The 18014-nt window shown below is 66.4% G+C and carries 12 protein-coding genes, 1 pseudogene and 1 riboswitch; of the genes and pseudogenes, 8 read left to right on the top strand and 5 right to left on the bottom strand.

The window, feature by feature from the left end:
- The first annotated feature begins 151 nt into the window (after positions 1–151).
- Positions 152–297, top strand: a riboswitch (FMN riboswitch).
- Between the two features lie 77 nt (positions 298–374).
- From J3A72_RS21560 to thiL, 5 genes are all read left to right on the top strand, one after another.
- The gene (locus J3A72_RS21560; RefSeq protein WP_014645921.1) at positions 375–1001 is read left to right on the top strand and encodes a riboflavin synthase; all 627 of its coding nucleotides are present in this window, start codon (positions 375–377) and stop codon (positions 999–1001) included.
- Positions 998–2098 carry a 3,4-dihydroxy-2-butanone-4-phosphate synthase gene (gene ribB, locus J3A72_RS21555; RefSeq protein ID WP_075076043.1) on the top strand — a complete coding sequence of 367 codons (1101 nt, stop codon included), beginning with the start codon at positions 998–1000 and terminating at the stop codon, positions 2096–2098. Before J3A72_RS21560 ends, ribB begins: the two co-directional genes overlap by 4 nt.
- 160 nt (positions 2099–2258) lie before the next feature.
- Complete coding sequence (ribH, locus tag J3A72_RS21550; protein WP_005415267.1) at positions 2259–2726, top strand: 6,7-dimethyl-8-ribityllumazine synthase; 468 nt, start codon at positions 2259–2261, stop codon at positions 2724–2726.
- Positions 2723–3202: a transcription antitermination factor NusB gene (gene nusB / locus J3A72_RS21545; RefSeq protein ID WP_005408062.1), complete on the top strand. Its 480-nt coding sequence runs from the start codon at positions 2723–2725 to the stop codon at positions 3200–3202. The genes ribH and nusB overlap by 4 nt, the downstream gene beginning before the upstream one ends.
- A 120-nt stretch (positions 3203–3322) precedes the next feature.
- A complete protein-coding gene (gene thiL / locus J3A72_RS21540) occupies positions 3323–4285 on the top strand; it encodes a thiamine-phosphate kinase (RefSeq protein WP_032956633.1) in 963 nt (320 codons plus the stop codon).
- A gap of 885 nt (positions 4286–5170) precedes the next feature.
- Here thiL and J3A72_RS21535 read toward each other — a convergent pair.
- Positions 5171–5542, bottom strand: a complete 372-nt coding sequence (locus tag J3A72_RS21535; protein ID WP_075076046.1) for a DUF805 domain-containing protein — start codon at positions 5540–5542, stop codon at positions 5171–5173.
- 128 nt (positions 5543–5670) lie between these two features.
- Positions 5671–6081 carry a hypothetical protein gene (locus J3A72_RS21530; RefSeq protein ID WP_075076047.1) on the bottom strand — a complete coding sequence of 137 codons (411 nt, stop codon included), beginning with the start codon at positions 6079–6081 and terminating at the stop codon, positions 5671–5673.
- A 477-nt stretch (positions 6082–6558) separates the two neighbouring features.
- Between J3A72_RS21530 and J3A72_RS21525 the strand changes: the two genes are divergently transcribed.
- Positions 6559–6912 (top strand): hypothetical protein, encoded by a 354-nt coding sequence (locus J3A72_RS21525; RefSeq protein WP_140222799.1) that lies wholly within the window; start codon positions 6559–6561, stop codon positions 6910–6912.
- Between the two features lie 371 nt (positions 6913–7283).
- On the opposite strand, the gene J3A72_RS21520 is transcribed toward J3A72_RS21525, so the two are convergent.
- Positions 7284–9704: an autotransporter outer membrane beta-barrel domain-containing protein gene (locus tag J3A72_RS21520; RefSeq protein WP_075076048.1), complete on the bottom strand. Its 2421-nt coding sequence runs from the start codon at positions 9702–9704 to the stop codon at positions 7284–7286.
- Positions 9705–10023: 319 nt separating this feature from the next.
- On the opposite strand from J3A72_RS21520, the pseudogene J3A72_RS21515 reads away from it, so the two are divergent.
- Both J3A72_RS21515 and J3A72_RS21510 read left to right on the top strand, forming a co-directional pair.
- A pseudogene (locus J3A72_RS21515) lies at positions 10024–13248 on the top strand (autotransporter outer membrane beta-barrel domain-containing protein).
- A gap of 216 nt (positions 13249–13464) precedes the next feature.
- Positions 13465–15465: an acyltransferase family protein gene (locus tag J3A72_RS21510; protein ID WP_321187946.1), complete on the top strand. Its 2001-nt coding sequence runs from the start codon at positions 13465–13467 to the stop codon at positions 15463–15465.
- A gap of 464 nt (positions 15466–15929) precedes the next feature.
- Here J3A72_RS21510 and J3A72_RS21505 read toward each other — a convergent pair whose 3' ends face one another.
- Both J3A72_RS21505 and J3A72_RS21500 read right to left on the bottom strand, forming a co-directional pair.
- Positions 15930–17315 carry an FAD-linked oxidase C-terminal domain-containing protein gene (locus tag J3A72_RS21505; RefSeq protein WP_075075621.1) on the bottom strand — a complete coding sequence of 462 codons (1386 nt, stop codon included), beginning with the start codon at positions 17313–17315 and terminating at the stop codon, positions 15930–15932.
- Positions 17312–17992, bottom strand: coding sequence for a metal-dependent hydrolase (locus J3A72_RS21500; protein WP_075075622.1), 681 nt, complete (start codon positions 17990–17992; stop codon positions 17312–17314). The genes J3A72_RS21505 and J3A72_RS21500 overlap by 4 nt, the downstream gene beginning before the upstream one ends.
- Between the last annotated feature and the right edge of the window lie 22 nt (positions 17993–18014).

Here is an 18014-nt window from a genome sequence, read left to right as displayed (position 1 = left end):
TCCGTTTTCCGTCGGAAAACGGCTCTGACCCGTAGCGATTTCGAGAGGGCCGGGGCCAGAGCCCTTGCCTGCGGAAAGGGATCCGACCCCGGTCATCCCCACCCCGTTCAGCACGGGCTGGTACACTAGCCGCGCCGGTTCGCCGGTACACAAACGTCTTCAGGGCGGGGTGCAATTCCCCACCGGCGGTAGGTGCGCAAGCACGAGCCCGCGAGCGCCCCGGCCCACGGCCGGGGGTCAGCAGATCCGGTCCAATGCCGGAGCCGACGGTCATAGTCCGGATGAAAGAAGACGGTGCCACAGGGCCTTCGCGGCCCTGCGCCCGCCTGTTTGCCTTGCGGCGTTTTTCGCTCACTTTTCGCGGAGAACGTTACTTGTTTACTGGAATCATCGAAGGCGTCGGCCGTCTGGCCGCACGCGAATCCATCGGCGGCGATGTCCGCTTCACCTTCCACGTCGGGAATCTGCCGTTCGACCACGTGCAGATGGGCGAGAGCATCGCCATCAACGGCGTCTGCCTCACCGTCATCGCGTTCGACGCCAGCAGCTTCCAGGCCGATGCCTCCACCGAGACCCTGGGCCTGACCACGCTGGGCCAGTTGGGCGAAGGGGCGGTCATCAACCTGGAGCGCGCCATGCGCCCGACCGACCGCCTGGGCGGCCATCTGGTCAGCGGCCACGTCGACGGCCTCGGCCAGGTGCTGTCCATCCATGACGACGCGCGGGCCCAGCGCTGGCGTTTCGCCGCGCCGGCCTCGCTGCGCCGCTATATCGCCAAGAAGGGCTCGATCTGCGTTGACGGCGTCAGCCTCACCGTCAACGAAGTGGACGACGACGGTTTTGAAGTCGCCCTGATCCCGCACACCGTGGCCAACACCGCCTTCTCCGCCACCGGCGTGGGCAGCGCGGTCAATCTGGAAATCGATCTGGTGGCCCGTTACGTCGAGCGATTGATGGGTGTACCGAGCAACGGTCAGCACCCACAGGGAGACGCAGCATGAACTTCGCCCCGATTCCGGAAATCCTGAAAGACATCCGCCTGGGCCGCATGGTGGTCATCGTCGATGACGAAGACCGCGAGAACGAAGGCGACCTGATCATGGCCGCCGAGCTGGTCAAGCCGTCGGACATCAACTTCATGGTCACCCACGGCCGCGGCCTGGTGTGCCTGCCGCTGACCCGCAGCCGCGCCGCCGACCTCGGCCTGGCGCCGATGGTGCAGGCCAATACCGCCCAGTTCCAGACCAACTTCACGGTCAGCATCGAGGCCGCCGAGGGCGTCACCACCGGCATTTCGGCGCATGACCGCGCGCATACCATCCGCACCGCGGTAAAGCCCAATGCCAAGCCGTCGGACCTGCACCAGCCGGGCCACATCTTCCCGCTGATCGCCCAGCCGGGCGGCGTGCTGACCCGCGCCGGCCACACCGAAGCCGGCGTCGACCTGGCCATGCTCGCCGGGCTGGAACCGGCCGGCGTGCTGGTGGAAATCCTGAACCCGGATGGCAGCATGGCGCGCCGCCCGGAGCTTGAAGTGTTCGCCCGCGAGCACGGCCTGAAGATGGGCTCCATCGCCGATCTGATCGCCTACCGCCTGGCCACCGAAAAGACCGTCGAGCGCGTGGACGAGCGCGAGATCGACACCGAATTCGGTCCGTTCAAGCTGTTGACCTACCGCGACCGCATCGCCCACGACCTGCACTTCGCGCTGGTTCGTGGCACGCCGGATGCGGACACCCCGACCCTGGTGCGCGTGCAGGTGGAAAACCCGCTGGCCGACCTGCTGCACTGGCGCCGCGACGACTTCGGCGTGGCGGCCACCGATGCCCTGCGCGCGATCGATGCCGAGGGCGCCGGCGTGATGGTGGTGCTGTCGGCCCCGCGCGACGGTGAAGCCCTGCTGGCCCGCCTGCGCCAGCAGCCGGCGCCGGTGGTGCCGGGCAAGGACAAGGATGTGGGCCAGTGGCGCCGCAACGGTGCCGGCGCACAGATCCTGTCTGACCTGGGCCTGGGCAAGCTGCGGGTGCTGGGCACCCCGCGCCGCCAGGTTGGCCTGGCCGGTTACGGCCTGGAAGTGGTGGAGACGGTCACCCTGTAATGGGGGATTGCCGGCCAGCGGCCGGCACTACCGGTGGGTGCCGGCCCCATGCCACCGGTGGGTGCCGACCGTTGGTCGGCACACCCTGCGGGCCCCCGCCAGCCACGGCCGGGGCCCATCCACGCTAGAATTACCCCCTTATCGAGTCCCCAAGCCGCATATGAGCCACTACGAAGGCGATCTTCGCACTCCCGAGTCGGCGCGCTTCGCCATCCTGGCCAGCCGCTGGAACGCCCGCATCACCGACGCGCTGGTCGCAGGCGCGCGCCTGAGCCTGGCCGGCAACGGCATCACCGAAGCCAACATCGACGTGATCCGCGTGCCGGGTGCCTGGGAGCTGCCGCTGGTGGCCGCGCGCCTGGCCGCCGCCCATGAACACGCCGCCATCCTCACCCTGGGCTGCGTGATCCGTGGCGACACCCGCCACTACGAACACGTGGCCGACCGCTGCGCCGAAGGCCTGATGCGCGTGCAGCTGGATTTCGGCGTGCCGGTGCTGAACGGCGTGCTGGCGGTGGAACGCGTTGAAGACGCCGAGGCCCGCGCAGGCGGCAGCCACGGCAACAAGGGCGAGGAAGTCGCACTCGCCGCACTGGAAATGGTCAATCTGCTGGAGCAACTGCCATGAACAAGAACACCCAGGGCAAGCCCTCCGGTAAACCCGTCCGCCGCGATGGCGTCGATCCGGTGCTGCGCTCGCGCGCCCGCCGTCGTGCCGTGCAGGCCATCTACGCCTGGCAGATCTCCGGCGGCAACGCACAGTCGCTGATCGCCCAGTTCGCCCACGAGCAGGCCCGTGAAATCGCCGACCTGGCGTACTTCGAGGCGCTGCTGCACGGCGTGCTCGACAACCGTCGTGACATCGATGAAGCGCTCGGCCCGTACCTGGACCGTGGCATCGAGGAAGTGGACGCGATCGAACGCGCGGTGCTGCGCCTGGCCGCCTACGAGCTGCGCTACCGCCTGGACGTGCCATACCGCGTGGTGATCAACGAAGCGATCGAATCGGCCAAGCGCTTCGGTTCCGAACACGGCCACACCTACGTCAACGGCGTGCTGGATCGTGCCGCCGTGGAATGGCGCAAGGTCGAATCGGGTCACTGACCCACCTGTGGTAGTGCCGGCCGCTGGCCGGCAGCTGCAGGGATCCTGAGGTTGCCGGCCAGCGGCCGGCACTACCGCCCACCGCGCGATGCGCGGCACGTACAACAGCGGGAACGCCCCATGTCCCTGGCCGAATTCGCCCTCATCGACCGCATCCGCGCCCGCACCCTCGAGCGCGACGACATCCTGCTCGGCATCGGTGACGACGCCGCGCTGCTGCAGCCGCGTGCCAACGAGCAACTGGTGGTCACCGCCGACACGCTCAACAGCGGCGTGCACTTCCCGGTTGAGACGCCTGCCTTCGACATCGGCTGGAAGACCCTGGCGGTCAACCTGTCGGACCTGGCCGCGATGGGCGCGCGCCCGGCGTGGTGCACGCTGGCACTGTCACTGCCGGAAGCGTCTGAAGATTGGATCGAGGCCTTTGCCGATGGCTTCTTCGCCCTGGCCGACCAGCACGACATCGCGCTGATCGGTGGCGACACCACGCGCGGTCCGCTGTCGCTGTCGGTGACCGCGATGGGCCAGGTCGGGCGTGGCCAGGCCCTGCGGCGCGACCGCGCACAGGCAGGCGATGACATCTGGATCAGTGGCACGCTGGGCGATGCCGCCGGCGCGCTGCGCCTGTGGCAACAAGGTGCGTTGAGCATCGCCACCGCCACGCTGCTGGCCGACTACGAAAGCCTGCGCCTGCGCCTGCTGCGGCCGACGCCGCGCGTGACCCTGGGCCTGCGCCTGCGGGCCTTCGCGCACGCGGCGGTGGATGTGTCCGACGGCCTGCTGGCCGACCTCGGTCATATCGCCACGCGTAGCAACGTGGCCGCGCATGTGGACGCCGATTCGCTGCCGATCTCGCACGCGCTGCGTGAGCTGCTCGGCCGCGACACTGCGCGCGACTGCGCACTGCGCGGGGGCGACGACTACGAACTGTGCTTCACCGCCGCCGCCGACCAGCGCGACGCACTGCACTACCTCGCCGAATCGCTGGACGTGCCGCTCACCCGCATCGGTCGGATTGCCGAAGGGCAGGGCGTGCATGTGGATGGCGAAGCCGCCGACGGCGGTTACCAGCACTTCGCGTAGCCGCAGCGGTACTGCCCTGCTGGGTGCCAAGCTTCGGGGTGGGGTCAGATCGATGTTGCTCTGGTAGGTGCCAACCTTGGTTGGCACGGATGTGTCAGCCGCCCGTGCCAACAGCGTGTCGACCAAGGTCGACACCTACCAAAGCGGAGGCGCATCGGTGCGCTCTGGTAGGTGCCAACCTCGGTTGGCACGGATGTGTCAGCCGCCCGTGCCAACAGCGTGTCGACCAAGGTCGACACCTACCCAGGCGGGAACACCTCGGTGTTGCTCTGGCAGGTGCCAACCTCGGTTGGCACGAATGTGTCAGCCGCCCGTGCCAACAGCGTGTCGACCAAGGTCGACACCTACCCAGGCGGGAATACCTCGGTGTTGCTCTGGTAAGTGCCAACCTTGGTTGGCACGGATGTGTCAGCCGCGCGTGGCAACTCCGTGTCGACCAAGGTCGACACCTACCCAGGCGGGAATACCTCGGTGTTGCTCTGGTAGGTGCCAACCTTGGTTGGCACGGATGTGCCAGCCGCGCGTGCCAACACCGTGTCGACCAAGGTCGACACCTGCCCAGGCGGGAACACCTCGGTGTTGCTCTGGTAGGTGCCAACCTTGGTTGGCACGGATGTGTCAGCCGCCCGTGCCAACATGGTGTCGACCAAGGTCGACACCTACCCAGGCGGGAATACCTCGGTGTTGCTCTGGTAGGTGCCAACCTTGGTTGGCACGGATGTGTCAGCCGCCCGTGCAAACGCCGTGTCGGCCAAGGTCGACACCTACCAAAGCGGAGGCGCATCGGTGCGCTCTGGTAGGTGCCAACCTTGGTTGGCACGGATGTGTCAGTCGCGCGTGCCAACAGCGTGTCGACCAAGGTCGACACCTACCAACGCGGGCGGGTTACATGAGCGGAACCGCTGTGTCGAAGCGGTTGTTGCCCGGCGTGCCGGGCAGCAGCAGGAACACCAGCACCACCAGGCCCACAATCGGCACCAGCATCAGCAGGTACCACCAGCCGGAACGGTCGGTGTCATGCAGACGGCGCACGGTAACTGCAATCATCGGCACGATGATCGCCAGCCACACCAACGCGCCCACGCCCGTCGATATCAGTGCCAGCGTGCTTGAACCGGTGTAGCCAGCAATGAAGCCCAACACATTCGACGGTATCAACACGATCACGACGAACAACTGGAACCACCAGAACTCACCGCGGCTGGCGCGCCCGCTGAACTGGGCATAGCGGGTAAGCGGAATCATCATCTTGTGCATCCGGGCACTCCCTGAAAAGAAGTGCGCACTATTGGTGCTCCTGTGATGATGAACCATCGGAATCGTTGCAATTGCACGCAGCGTGCAACTGAACTGAGCGCTACCCCGCACTTCTCCTTGTTGGGTGCTTACGCTGCTCGCAACTGCACATCCACATACTCGGCCAGCCCACGGCAGGCCAGCAGCAGCCCTTCGCGCGCGCCATCGCCCATCTGCTGATCGATTTCACCGTCCACGCGTACGCGTTCGGTGGCGTGCAGCAGTTCCAGCAGGAAACTCAGCCCCGCATTGGCGCGGTCGATGCGCGCCAGGGCCAGGCGCTGCCCGGGTGTGCGGTTGGTGCCGGGCCACGGCTGGCCATCGGCGGCGTCGCCCTGGCGGATGTACTGCAGGCACGCCTGCAGGGTGATGGCCCCGGCGCTGTTGCCGCTCTGCAGCGCGACGAAGGTGTCTTCCAGCGTGCGGGCCAGGTCATCGGGCAGGCGCGTGGCGGCCTCGCCCAGGGTGGCGAACAGGTGCGGGTAGGGGGAAGCGGTCATGGCGGCGTCCTTGTGCAAGCGGCAAGGGGCCACCCTGCTTAACAGCAAGGGTGGCGGACGGTGCGTGGTTCCAATACCGGAGGTCGATGTAGAAGCGCCGGCGGGCACGAGGCCCCCACGCACCGCCCGCCATGTAAGCGCGGACAGAATGCCTGCCGACGCCACCCAACAAGGAAAGAGCGACGCCGGCAGGCAAGCGTAACCAACACATCAACCTAACGGGATTGGAAGCCCGTGCCACCCGTTGTCGGTGGCGCTACATGATTTGCATGAAGCGCCAATGCTGCCAATGAGAATTGTTGGAAACTTCGAAAGGCTGCAACTTCGTCGCTGGCAGGTAGCGGATGGCGCTGCCTGCCGAATGCGACATTCTTCGCCACTACGTATCGTAGAGTCGAGCGCGCTTCATCACTTCGTCAGAGTGGCATCAGCTTCAATGGGAGTTGCCGCGCTCAGCGATGCCGCTACGCTGGGTAGATGAAAATTCTCTTGATCGCCTTCTTGCTGGCATCTTCGCCGGACGTCATAGAGCCCGGCTACAGAATGGGAAGCTACAAGGAAAATCCATCGCCGATGCCGGGCACGCTGAAGGCATTGGGCGCGCGATGGGAGATGGACTACAGAACACTACGCCCTGCCCTGTTGAAAGCGGGGTGGGGCGGAATACCACGCGAGTACTCGCATCCGAACGTGCTTGGATTTCCCGAGGTCAATTGTGGCCGCGGCTGGCAGGCGGTCTGCTGGTCCATGTTCCACAAGAATGGCCGGGATGTTTTTCTGCAACTGCATCCCACAGACGACGGCCGCCTTATCCTGATTGGCGCAGAGTGACGCTTTCGCCATCGCTGTCTTCCTGGTGTTTGTTGATACCCAGGCATTCATTGGTCGGGATGCCGGGGGCGCTGCCGGTTTTCGGGGTTCCCGCTGCTCAGCTGTGAAGCGGTGCAGAAGAGCCGCATGGGAGGCCCATCCTGATTGCTCCTCTGGCCGGATCAGCCCAAATCAGCCCGAATCAGCCCGAATCAGCCCAAAGAGTGGATCGCTGCTGGAAGAAGGCATTGACCAGACAGGTCCATGGTTCCCCTGCGCTGACGGCGCCGAGCTTGCTTGGCTGATGCAGAACGTAGCCGAGCGTTGGCTCGGCTCTACAAGAGCAAAGAAAAGCGGCGCCGGAATCATCCGGCGCCGTGCGTATTTCTACCTCACCACTTGTACGACATGCTCAGGTTCGCCGTCGCCTCGCGGTAACCATGGTCACCGCGCATCACGCCGAAGCCACCCCACGCACTCAGCCCGGAACGGAAGTCCACGCGCGCACCGGCATTCAACTCGTAGCGGTTGCGCGGCACGCTGGCCTTCAGCGCTTCATCATCGAATGCCATGCCGTTGCTGGCGCCATCGCGGTACCAGTTGGCCACCACATACGGGCTGACCGACGCGCCGGCGGCACTGCGGCCTTCGCCCTGAAGGCGCAGGCCCACGCGGCCGGACAGACCGCTGTCGCCCAAGCTGCGCACCACCGTGCCGTTGGCTTCCTCGTGGCGATCGGTGTTGGCGTCGGTGTAGACCAGCTGCAGTTCCGGCTGCAGGCTCAGCGCGGTGCTGCCGATCTGGCCGATGCCGAAGCGGTAGCCGGCTTCCAGCGAGCTCTGCCAGATGTCCGAGTCGTAGCGTTCCTCGGCCAGGCCTTCGCCCTGCACGCGGTTGCGGAAGTGGCCGCGCTGCACGCTGGCATCCACATACAGTGCATCGTTGCTCCAATTGCCGTACACGCCGAGCGCGCCGCCGTTGAGCTTGCCGCGTGCGCTGTAGCCGGTCAGCTGTGAACGTGAAGTGGCGTCGGACTTGGCCAGCGTACCCATCACGCCCACGCGGCCCTGGCCGTTGTCGAACACGCCGATGTCCGCACCCAGCTGCAGGCGCGAGCGGTCCACGCGCAGGTCCAGCTGGTCTTCCACCGCCGACAGCTTGCTCTGTGTAGCGTCCACGCGGGCCCAGCCACGCACGCCATCAATGGCGGCGGTGTTGCCGCCCTGGCGGTCGCGCCAGCCATGGCGCAGCAGCTGGTCCATCGCGAATTGGTTGGCCAGGTACGCGCCGGCTTCCGGGCGCAGCACCGGCGTGGGGTCGATCGGATCGACCGGATCGACCGGATCCACCGGGTCCACCGGATCGACCGGCTTACACTCCGGCAGCGTCGGGTCGATCACACACGGATCCGGCGCCCCGGCAAGTTCCGAGCGCAGGTACCAGCCGCCGTTGGTCGCGTCCTTGAACAGGAAGTACTCGTACTGCCCACCCACCGCCCGGCCCTGCAGGTCGAACTGCGCATTGGACGCACCGCCCACACGGATCAGCTCGATGCCCTTGTCGGTCTTGGCGCCTGCGCCGCCGGCATTGAGCACACGCACGTTGGCCTGGCCGTTGGCGTCGCCCTTGATGATGAGCTTGTCGGTGGCCGAACTGTCGTCGCCCAGCTGGGTGTTGAACAGCAGGGTGCCACCGGCCCCGTCGAAGGTATCCACGGTGAGCGTGTTGAACGTACTGCCATTGCCCAGCGCCACCGTACCGGTGCTACCCAGCGCGAGATGACCGACAGTGCTGTCGCCGGACATCAGCCAGGTGCTGTCGCCGTCGATGCTGGCCGAGGTGACGTTGAAGAAGCGGCCGTCGATCTGTGCCTTGTTGCGCAGTTCCACGTTGATCATGCCGTTGGGGACCGTTGTCGTGTCCAGCACCACATCGCCAGCGATGCGCGAGTCATCGACAGTGAAATCGACTGTGGTGCGGCCAGCTGCGACAGCGGTCCGCCCTTTCAGTTGGATGAGAATTCCATCCCCTCCATGCAGTTGGCTGCCGTTGGCAACGGCGACATCGATGTGAGCATCACTGGCACGGCCATGGACCCAGATGGCTGCCGCGCTCTTGGCCGACAGGGTTGAACGGTCCAAATGCACCTCGAAGTTCTGTCCGTTTGCGAGTGGCGAGATGACAACACCATGATTCTCGGCATCGATACGGGAGCGGTTGTGCAGCACGAGACTGCCATGGGTCATGAGTGCCCCCACGCCGTCCGAGAGAGGATTGCCACTGCTCGTGGGCAGGGCATCAACCCTGACGGTACTTGCGTCGAGCAGGATGCGCCCACTGCCAACGCTCAACCCGGAAAAGCTCAGGCCTACGGACTGGCTGTCACCAGGTTGCTGGCCTGCGCCGGGCGAGACCACAACGTGAGAGCCGGAAAGCGTAACCTGCGCTTGATCGTGCACTCGCAGGCTCCCCACGAAAGTACTGTCACGCGCGTCCAGCAGCGAATTTCCATCCAGCTTTACGGCATGTTGGGAGTAGTCGCCCGATGGCTTGCGCGAGACCGTCGAAGCAACCAGCGTTACGCGTGAGTCATCGGCCAGAATGGTCTGGGCCGCTCCTCCGTTCACGGTCAGCAGCGAGCCGTTCTTCAACGTCCACGCTTCGACCGGATCCCCAGCACCGACCTCCGCAGTCTGGCCATCGAGATCGCCGGCCAAAACGACCCCGGCGGGAAGGGACGCCAGCGCCAGCAACAGGCTGCGGAACAGCGGGCGCGGTGTCAGAGGATGGGATGCGGTGGCGGTGCGCTTCATGGGGGAATCCTTGTGTCGGAGAAGGGGGAGAGACGCGACACGACGCAACCGCATTCAGACGAAGTGCCGTATATCCTTCATCTCTGTGATGGTGGCGTGAAGGGTGGGCAATTACGAAGTCACGTGTCTCTACTGGCGCCAGTCTCTGTGCGCAGCCCGGCCGAACCCATGCAAAAAGTTGTAAAGCACACTGAACACCGGTAGCGCCTTCAGCTTTCAGCCAGCACTGCGACAGCCTGTCGCAGGTGGGTTGCAAGTGATTCGATGGAGGCAGTGAACGGAGATGACGAGCATGGCGTCTCCTTTCAGGAGCAACCCCATGCATACACCCACCCCACGCCACCATGCGCTGGCCGCCGCCCTCGCCATTGCACTGCTTGCCAGCATTCCCGCCTCGGCTCAGCAGATCGTGGCCGACGGCGACGACCAGATGCCTGCCGAAGGCGATTACCACACCACTGAGCCGGTGCTGCCGGGCGACCCGTCGGGGCATGCCTTCTACGCAATCAACGGCGGCCGTATTCTTCCGACAGGGCCGGTCAATCTCTCTACTGAAGGACGCGGAGCGCACGCTGCGCACGCCGAGGGCGCCGGCAGTCTGATCTTTTTGCAGGGTGCATCGGTGAGCACCACCGGCATCTCTGCAGCAGGCGCGTCAGTTGCCGCAGGCGCCCGACTGGAGGCCGCCGATGCAGTGATCGAGACACGCGGCAACAGCGCCCACGGGGTACAGGTGCAGGGCGCGGATGCCGTGCTGAGAAACGTGCAGGTCCGCAGCACTGGCGGCGATGCGCTGCGGTTGATGGGGGGCACGCTGCAGGTTCAGGGCGCTCAGTTGCAGGTGAACCGCTACGGTACTTACGGTCTGTATGCGAATGCGGGCACAGCAACGCTGGATGGGGTCCACATCGACATGGCGGGTGACGCGGGCAATGGTGTCCTGGCGACCGGCACGGCCGAGGTCGTCCTGCAGGACGCGAGCATTGGACGCGTGGGTCATTCGGGTGTGGCCGCAACGGCGCATCGCGGCGCGCGCCTGGTGATGAAGGGTGTGGACATCGACATGCGCGGTGACGTCGCCGTCGGTCTGGCGATGGGAGGCAGCGTAAACGTTTCCGACAGCCGCATCAGCGTGCAGGGCGCCCATGGTCGCGCCGTCGATCAGTCAGGTGGTGCGCTGGACGTGCAGAGCAGCGAGCTGGCCGGCAATACGGGACTGAGGCTGATGGACAATGGCAGCGTGAACCTGCGTGACAGCAGTGTCCGCAGCGAGCTGGTCGCATTGGATATCAATGGCCGAGGCAACGTCGTGACAGTGGAACGCAGCTCGCTTGCAACGTCTGCAGGTACCGCCATCTGGATGCCGAACGATTCCACGCTGGTGCTGAGTGAGTCTTCAGTGGTGGCCCAGGGAGACGGTGGGTTCGGCCTTGATGCACGAGGCGGCAGCGCGCAGCTTTTCAGTACCAACCTGCGCACAGGGGGGCGTTCTGCCCATGGTCTGTATGCGCAGGGCGGCGCGGGGCGGCCGCCCGTGATCGAGGCGGTCGATACCCAGGTGCTGACCGAAGGAGATGGGTCTGCTGCGGCGATTGCGCGCACCGGCGGGACCGTCACGCTGGTCGACAGCCGCTTGCAGACCGTCGGCCGATCCTCGCACGGTGTCATTGCCGGTGGTGCTGGGCAGATCGCTTTGAACAACACCCACGTACGCACCGAAGGCGAGGGCGCGTGGGCGGCGGTGATCAATGACAACGGTCGGATGCGTATCGACGGCGGCTCGCTGGTGAGCGTCCAGCATGGTGGTGTGTGGGTGCGCAGCAGCCGCGACCCGGGCCTGACATTGTCCAACGGTGCGGTGGTATCGGGCGGCAATGGCATCGCGCTGGCGTTGGATGCGGCAGTGGGCGGGCGCTTCGATGTGGTACTGGAGGGCCGCTCGCGGATGGACGGCGACATTGTCATTACCCCGGAAGACGAGGACGCAGGCCTGCCACCACAGTCGGACGTGCATGTGCGGCTGGCCGATGGTTCGCTCTGGCAGGGTTCGTCGGATCTGGTGCAGACGATGGCGATCGAGAACGGCAGCCAGTGGACGCTGACCGGTGATGCCACGGTGGGCGAGTTGCAGGTACTCAACAGTGGCGTGGCCTTGTCCGACGGCAGCGGCCGTTTCAATACGCTCACCGTGGACGGCGACCTGCACAGCGCAGGGGCGACGTTCCTGTTCCAGGGCACGCTGGCCGGCGATGACAGCGCGATGGACCGCCTGCACGTGCGCGGCGACAGCTCCGGCGACGCGCTGATCGCGGTGAAGAACATCGGTGGCGTAGGCGCACCTACAGTGGATGGCATCGCGCTGATCGAGATCGACGGTGCATCGCTGGCGAGTTACACGCTGAGCGGCCGCGCGGTGGGCGGATCGTATGAGTACTTCCTGTTCCAGGGCGGCCTGGCCGATCCTTCCGATGGCAACTGGTATCTGCGTTCGCAGTGGTTCGATATCTGCCAGGACAACCCGGCCGCACCGGGGTGCGTGGTCGATCCGGGCCCGGATCCGGATCCAACCGATCCGACTGATCCGACTGATCCGACTGATCCGGGCGATCCGATCCTGCCGCCACCGGTGCTGCGCCCGGAAGCGGGGGCTTACCTGGCCAACCAGTCGGCGGCGATCAACCTGTTCGCGCACCGCATGCACGAGCGCAATGGCGCACGTTCGATGGACGGCGAGCGCCAGGCCTGGGCACGCGTGGGTCGGCAGCAGGCGGATTTCAGCGCGGTCGGCGGCCAGCTGTCGATTGATGGCAACACCTCGATGTTGCAGATCGGCACTGACCTGCTGCAGCGTGGCAACGCGGTTGCCGGTGTGATGCTGGGCAGCGGCCGCGCCGACAGCAGCGTAGTGTCCGATCTGACCGGTTACAGCGCCAAGGGCCGGGTGCGTGGCAGCGCCGTGGGTGGGTACGGCACCTGGATGCAGGAAGCGGACGGCACGCGGGGCGCGTATGTGGATGCAGCCCTGCAGTACGGCCGCTTCGATAACCGCCTGCAGGGCATCGGCCTGGCGCCGGAGCACTACGACTCGCGCATGGCCACTGCGTCACTGGAGTCCGGCTACACATTCAATGTGTGGCAGGACACCGCCAGCGCACTGTATGTGTAGCCACAACTGCAGCTGAGCCATGTCGATTTCCGCGCCGATCGCCACGTGGAGAGCAACGGTACGGTGGTCGACCATGCCGACGCCGGTGGCCTTAGCGGGCGCCTGGGCGTGCGTGTGTTCGGCCATGGCACGGCCGCCGGCAACACCGTGCAGCCCTACCTGGGCGTGAACTGGCTGCGTGGCAGCGGCACCAGTACGTTGCAGTTCAACGGCGACACGCTGGGTGCGGACGTGCCGCGCAACCGCTATGAAGTGCAGGCCGGTGCCGAGCTGAGGCTGGGCCAGCGTTGGGGTGCGTGGGGTGGCATGAGCGTGCAGCGCGGCGATCATGGCTACCGCAACGTAGGCGGCCAGCTGGGCCTGCGCATGGCCTGGTAAGCGCGCCTGCGGCGGGGTCGGATCCCATTGCCAAGGCAATGGGCTCTGACCCCCCAGTTGCTGCTGTGGAGCCGAGCCTATGCTCGGCTCACTGCGATCTGGACGAAGGGCAGCCGAGCATGGCTCGGCTCTACAACCGCGCCGATCCGGGACTGGACCTGAACGTTGTCCACGTCTGTCGCGATTGTCCATTGAATGACTGCGCAAACGGTGGCGATGCTGCCGCCCTGTCTTCTGCCGGTTGCCCGCGTGTCCTCTCCCGAACGTTCCCACAACGCCGCCATCGATGGCCTGCGTGCACTGGCGGTGCTGGCCGTCGTCCTTTTCCACACCAACGCGACGTGGCTGCCCGGCGGCTTCACCGGTGTGGACCTGTTCTTCGTGGTATCCGGCTTCGTGATCAGCCAGTCGCTGGCCTCGCGCGCCCAAGCATCGCTGGGTGCGATGCTGCTCGATTTCTACCGGCGTCGCGTGCTGCGCCTGTTGCCGGCGCTGCTGGTGATGCTGATGGCGACCTTCGTGCTGTCGGCGTTGTTCATTCCCCGCGCGTGGCGCAATGAGCAGTTCGACCAGACCGGCTGGGCCGCGCTGGTCGGCTTGAGCAACATCGTGCTGGCCGGCCAGCAGGACGATTACTTCTCGCCCGGCGCTGAACTCAATCCGTTCCTGCATACCTGGACGCTGGGTGTGGAAGAGCAGTTCTACCTGGTCTTCCCGCTGTTGTTCTTCGTGTGGCTGCGCGGGCGTGAGCGCTGGCCGGGGGCGCGTTGGCTGTTGCCGGCGCTCACCATGCTGTCGCTGGCGTGGGCGGGCTGGCAGGCGCGATCGGCGCCGGCGTCGGCGTTCTATCTGCTGCCGGCGCGGTTCTGGGAGCTGGCCGCAGGTGCGCTGCTCTACCAGTGGATGCACAAACGTACGCCACGCCAGGGCAGCGACGCGGCTGCCGTGGCGGGCCTGGCGCTGCTGGCCGCGGGTGTGCTGATCGCCCCGCAGTTGGCGATGCCGGTGCCGGGCGTGCTGGCGACCGTGGCCGGTACCCTGCTGCTGTTGGCGGGCGTGTCGACAGCGGGGACATCGCGCATCGCCCGTGCGCTGGGCTGCGCACCGCTGGCCTACCTGGGGCGGCTGTCCTATTCGCTGTACCTGTGGCATTGGCCGCTGCTGGTACTGCTGCGCTGGACGTATGGCCTGCATGGCGTCGCGCTGTGGCTGTATCCGGTGCTGCTGCTGGCGGTGTCGGCCGCGTCCTACCACTTCATCGAGCGCCCGCTGCGCAGTGCGGCGCCGCTGCTGCGGCTGGCACCGGCCAAGGTGCTGGCGATGGCGTTTCCGCTGGTGGCGCTGTGCGGTGCCGGCGCCTGGGCCACGGTCGAGTACCACGAGCAGGTCTCGCTCAGCGTCACCCGCAACGGCTACGCATGGCAGGCGCGTCGCTACCCGGCGTGGCGCCCGCTGGAACCGGTGAGTGCGCCGGCGCTTGAAGGGCGGCGCCTGTTCGTGGCCGGCGACTCGCATGCGGCGGCGTATCGCACCATGACCAGCATGGTCGCGCGGCAGACCGGCATGGAGGTGCGCCAGCAGGATCGCGGCGGCTGCAGCTTCGTCAACCTGCTGCGGGCCAGCCCGGCCGACTGCCAGGACTTCATTGAAGACACGCTGTCGACCATCGAACGCGAGGCGCGCCCGGGTGACATCGTGCTGCTGGCGGCCTTGCGCATGCCGGAACTGCGTGGGTTCGACTGGCAGCGGCAGGATGCACAGCAGATCTATCAACAGCTGCTGGCCGAACGCACGCCCGCGCATGCACAGGCTGCACGCGACGAAGCCGGGCGCGTGCTGGGGCGTTTGCAGAAGCTGGGCGTACACGTGGTGATCGACGCACCGCTGCCGCTGTTCAAGGCCGGTGCGTACCGCTGTTCGGACTGGTTCAACCGCCGCAATCCGGCGTGTGCCGGCGGTCTGAGCATGCCGCGTGCGGATCTGGAAATGCTGCGCGTGCCGCAGATGGCACTGCTGGATGACCTGGCGGCACGTTACCCGTCAATGACCGTGTGGGATCCGCTGCCACTGCTGTGCGGGCCGCAGACCTGTTCGGCGGTGGAAGAGGGCGAGCCGTTGTTCTTCGACAACGATCACCTGAGCGGCCATGGCAACCGCGTGCTGCTACCCAGCTTCCGGCAGACCCTGATCGATATCGCAGCCGACAAGACGGTGTAGAGCCGAGCCCACGCTCGGCTTGCGCGCACAGCGCGGGCGTCATCGCGATCTGGTCGAAGAGCAGCCGAGCATGGCTCGGCTCTACAGGAGCGCGAAGGTGAACGACACGTCGTTGTAGAGCCGAGCCCACGCTCGGCTTGCGCACACAGCGCGGGCGTCATCGCGATCTGGTCGAAGAGCAGCCGAGCATGGCTCGGCTCTACAGGAGCGCGAAGGTGAACGACACGTCGTTGTAGAGCCGAGCCCACGCTCGGCTTGCGCACACAGCGCGGGCGTCATCGCGATCTGGTCGAAGAGCAGCCGAGCATGGCTCGGCTCTACAGGAGCGCGAAGGTGAACGGCACGTCGTTGTAGAGCCGAGCCCACGCTCGGCTTGCGCACACAGCGCGGGCGTCATCGCGATCTGGTCGAAGAGCAGCCGAGCATGGCTCGGCTCTACAGGAGCGCGAAGGAGTGCGCGCAGTCTATGCCGGCGGCAGCACCTTGCCCGGGTTGAGGATGCCGTCCGGGTCCAGCGCGGCCTTGATCGCGCGCATCGTTGCCAGTGTTTCCGGGGTGAAGGCCTGCGCCATGAAATCGCGCTTGGCCAGGCCGATGCCGTGTTCGCCCGACAACGTGCCGCCCAATGCCAGCGTCAGCTCGAAGATCCTTGGCAGCGCGGCATGCGCGCGTGCGTTCTCGTCGGCATCGTCCGGGTGGTAGAGGATGTTGACGTGCAGGTTGCCATTGCCAGCATGGCCGAAGGTGACGATGGTCAGCGTGTAGTTGCGTGCCAGCGCCTGCACGCCGGCCACCAGGTCTGGAATGCGCGACACCGGGACCACCACATCTTCATTGATCTTGCCCGGCGCCACACTGCGCAGCGCAGGCGACAGCGCCTTGCGCGCCGCCCACAGCTGGTCGCGCGCGCGGCCTTCCATCGCCACGTCCAGTTCGATCATGCCGTCGCCTTCGGCGGCGCTGGCCAGGGCCTGCAGCAGATAGGGCAGGGTGTCGTGGTCACCATCGGCCTCGACCAGCAGCATCGCACCGGCCTCCGGCACGTCAGCACCATTGAGCCGCAGCAGCTCCAGGCTGCGCGCGTCCATGAATTCCAGGCGGGTGGGTACCACCGGCTGCGACATCAACCGCGATACGGCGGCCGCAGCAGCATCGGCATCACGGTACAGCACGCGCAGCCCGGCCTGGCTGACCGGCAACGGGGTCAGCTTCAGCGTGGCTTCCACGATCAGTGCCAGCGTGCCTTCGCTGCCCACCAGCAGATGGGTGAGGTCGTAGCCGGTGGCGTCCTTGGTGTAGGCACCACCGCAGCGGATCACCTCGCCGGTGCCGGTCACCGCCACCAGGCCCAGCACGTTGTCGCGGCTGGTGCCGTACTTCACCGCGCGCGGCCCGCCGGCATTGCAAGCGAGGTTGCCGCCGATGCTGCAGATCTCGGCGCTGGAAGGATCCGGCGCCCAGAACAGGCCATGCGGGGCCAGTGCCTGCTGCAGGGTACCATTGAGCACGCCGGGCTGCACGACCGCGCAGCGATCACCGGCGCGGATCTCGATGATGCGGTCCATGCGGGTGAACGACAGCACGATGCTGCCCGGCTGCGGGACGGCTGCACCGGTAGTTCCGGTGCCGGCGCCGCGCGCGACCAGCGCCACGCCATGCGCGCGACAGGCATGTACCAGTGCCTGAACCTGTTCGACGTCGGCGGGCAGCGCCACGGCTGCCGGACGCTGGCGGCGCCATGAATTGTCCTGCGCGTTGGCCTCCAGCGCGCTGTCGTCCATGCGCCAGCCCTCCGCGCCCAGCAGGGTGGACAGTTCGGCGACCAGGGCAGCAGGCAGGGCAGGACTCATGACGGATCTCGAGAGGCAGCAGGAGCGGGTTGGATCAGTTTCCAGGCGACAACGGCGCCGGCCAGTGGCAGCCACACCCAGCGCAGTTCGGAGAGCAGGGTAGCCACGCCGCGTGCGCTGAAGAACTGTGGGGCGAAGGGTGAAACGCGGATCGGTCGCCACGGTGCGAAGAAGCGGTGTTCGCTCCACGGCCAGGCCAGTGCGACGCCGAGGCCGCCGGAGGTCATCGCATCCAGCAGTGGATGGCTGGCGGCGCAGACGAAGACGAATACAGCGGCTTGTACGGTCGATGCCAACGTTGGCCCTGCCTTGGTAGGTGCCAACCTTGGTTGGCACGAAACCGCCGACCAAGGTCGGCGACTACCGGGGCTGTGCTGCTCCGACCAAGGTCGGCGACTACCGGGGCTGTGTGGTGCCGACCAAGGTCGGCCGCTACCAAAGAATGCGAACGCCGCCGCCAATGCCGCCAGCACTCCGGCAAACAGCAGCGAATGGCTGGCACCGCGATGGCCGAAGGCATCCGCATAGGGAATGTGCAGCGCAAAGGCCAGTACATCGGCATCGGGCAGCATCGCGGCGATCACGCCTGCAACCAGCAGGCGCGGCGGGATGCGGCCACGATCAGCGGCGCACCACAGCGCCAGCGGCACGGCGGCATGGGTGATGATCGAAGGCATCAGTCACGCACCATGGTAGTGC

The sequence above is a fragment of the Stenotrophomonas sp. PvP093 genome (assembly GCF_017876915.1).
Classification (GTDB): Bacteria; Pseudomonadota; Gammaproteobacteria; order Xanthomonadales; family Xanthomonadaceae; genus Stenotrophomonas; species Stenotrophomonas muris.
Note: the sequence above shows the minus strand (reverse complement) of the source record. Positions and strands in the feature narration are given on the sequence as shown.

Excerpts from the sequence above, each read along its gene's own strand:
- ribB (WP_075076043.1), top strand. The coding sequence starts at position 998 with ATGAACTTCGCCCCGATTCCGGAAATCCTGAAAGACATCCGCCTGGGC.
- ribH (WP_005415267.1), top strand. The coding sequence starts at position 2,259 with ATGAGCCACTACGAAGGCGATCTTCGCACTCCCGAGTCGGCGCGCTTC.
- nusB (WP_005408062.1), top strand. The coding sequence starts at position 2,723 with ATGAACAAGAACACCCAGGGCAAGCCCTCCGGTAAACCCGTCCGCCGC.
- thiL (WP_032956633.1), top strand. The coding sequence starts at position 3,323 with ATGTCCCTGGCCGAATTCGCCCTCATCGACCGCATCCGCGCCCGCACC.
- J3A72_RS21535 (WP_075076046.1), bottom strand. The coding sequence starts at position 5,542 with ATGCACAAGATGATGATTCCGCTTACCCGCTATGCCCAGTTCAGCGGG.
- J3A72_RS21530 (WP_075076047.1), bottom strand. The coding sequence starts at position 6,081 with ATGACCGCTTCCCCCTACCCGCACCTGTTCGCCACCCTGGGCGAGGCC.
- J3A72_RS21525 (WP_140222799.1), top strand. The coding sequence starts at position 6,559 with ATGAAAATTCTCTTGATCGCCTTCTTGCTGGCATCTTCGCCGGACGTC.
- J3A72_RS21520 (WP_075076048.1), bottom strand. The coding sequence starts at position 9,704 with ATGAAGCGCACCGCCACCGCATCCCATCCTCTGACACCGCGCCCGCTG.
- J3A72_RS21510 (WP_321187946.1), top strand. The coding sequence starts at position 13,465 with ATGCTGCCGCCCTGTCTTCTGCCGGTTGCCCGCGTGTCCTCTCCCGAA.
- J3A72_RS21505 (WP_075075621.1), bottom strand. The coding sequence starts at position 17,315 with ATGAGTCCTGCCCTGCCTGCTGCCCTGGTCGCCGAACTGTCCACCCTG.
- J3A72_RS21500 (WP_075075622.1), bottom strand. The coding sequence starts at position 17,992 with ATGCCTTCGATCATCACCCATGCCGCCGTGCCGCTGGCGCTGTGGTGC.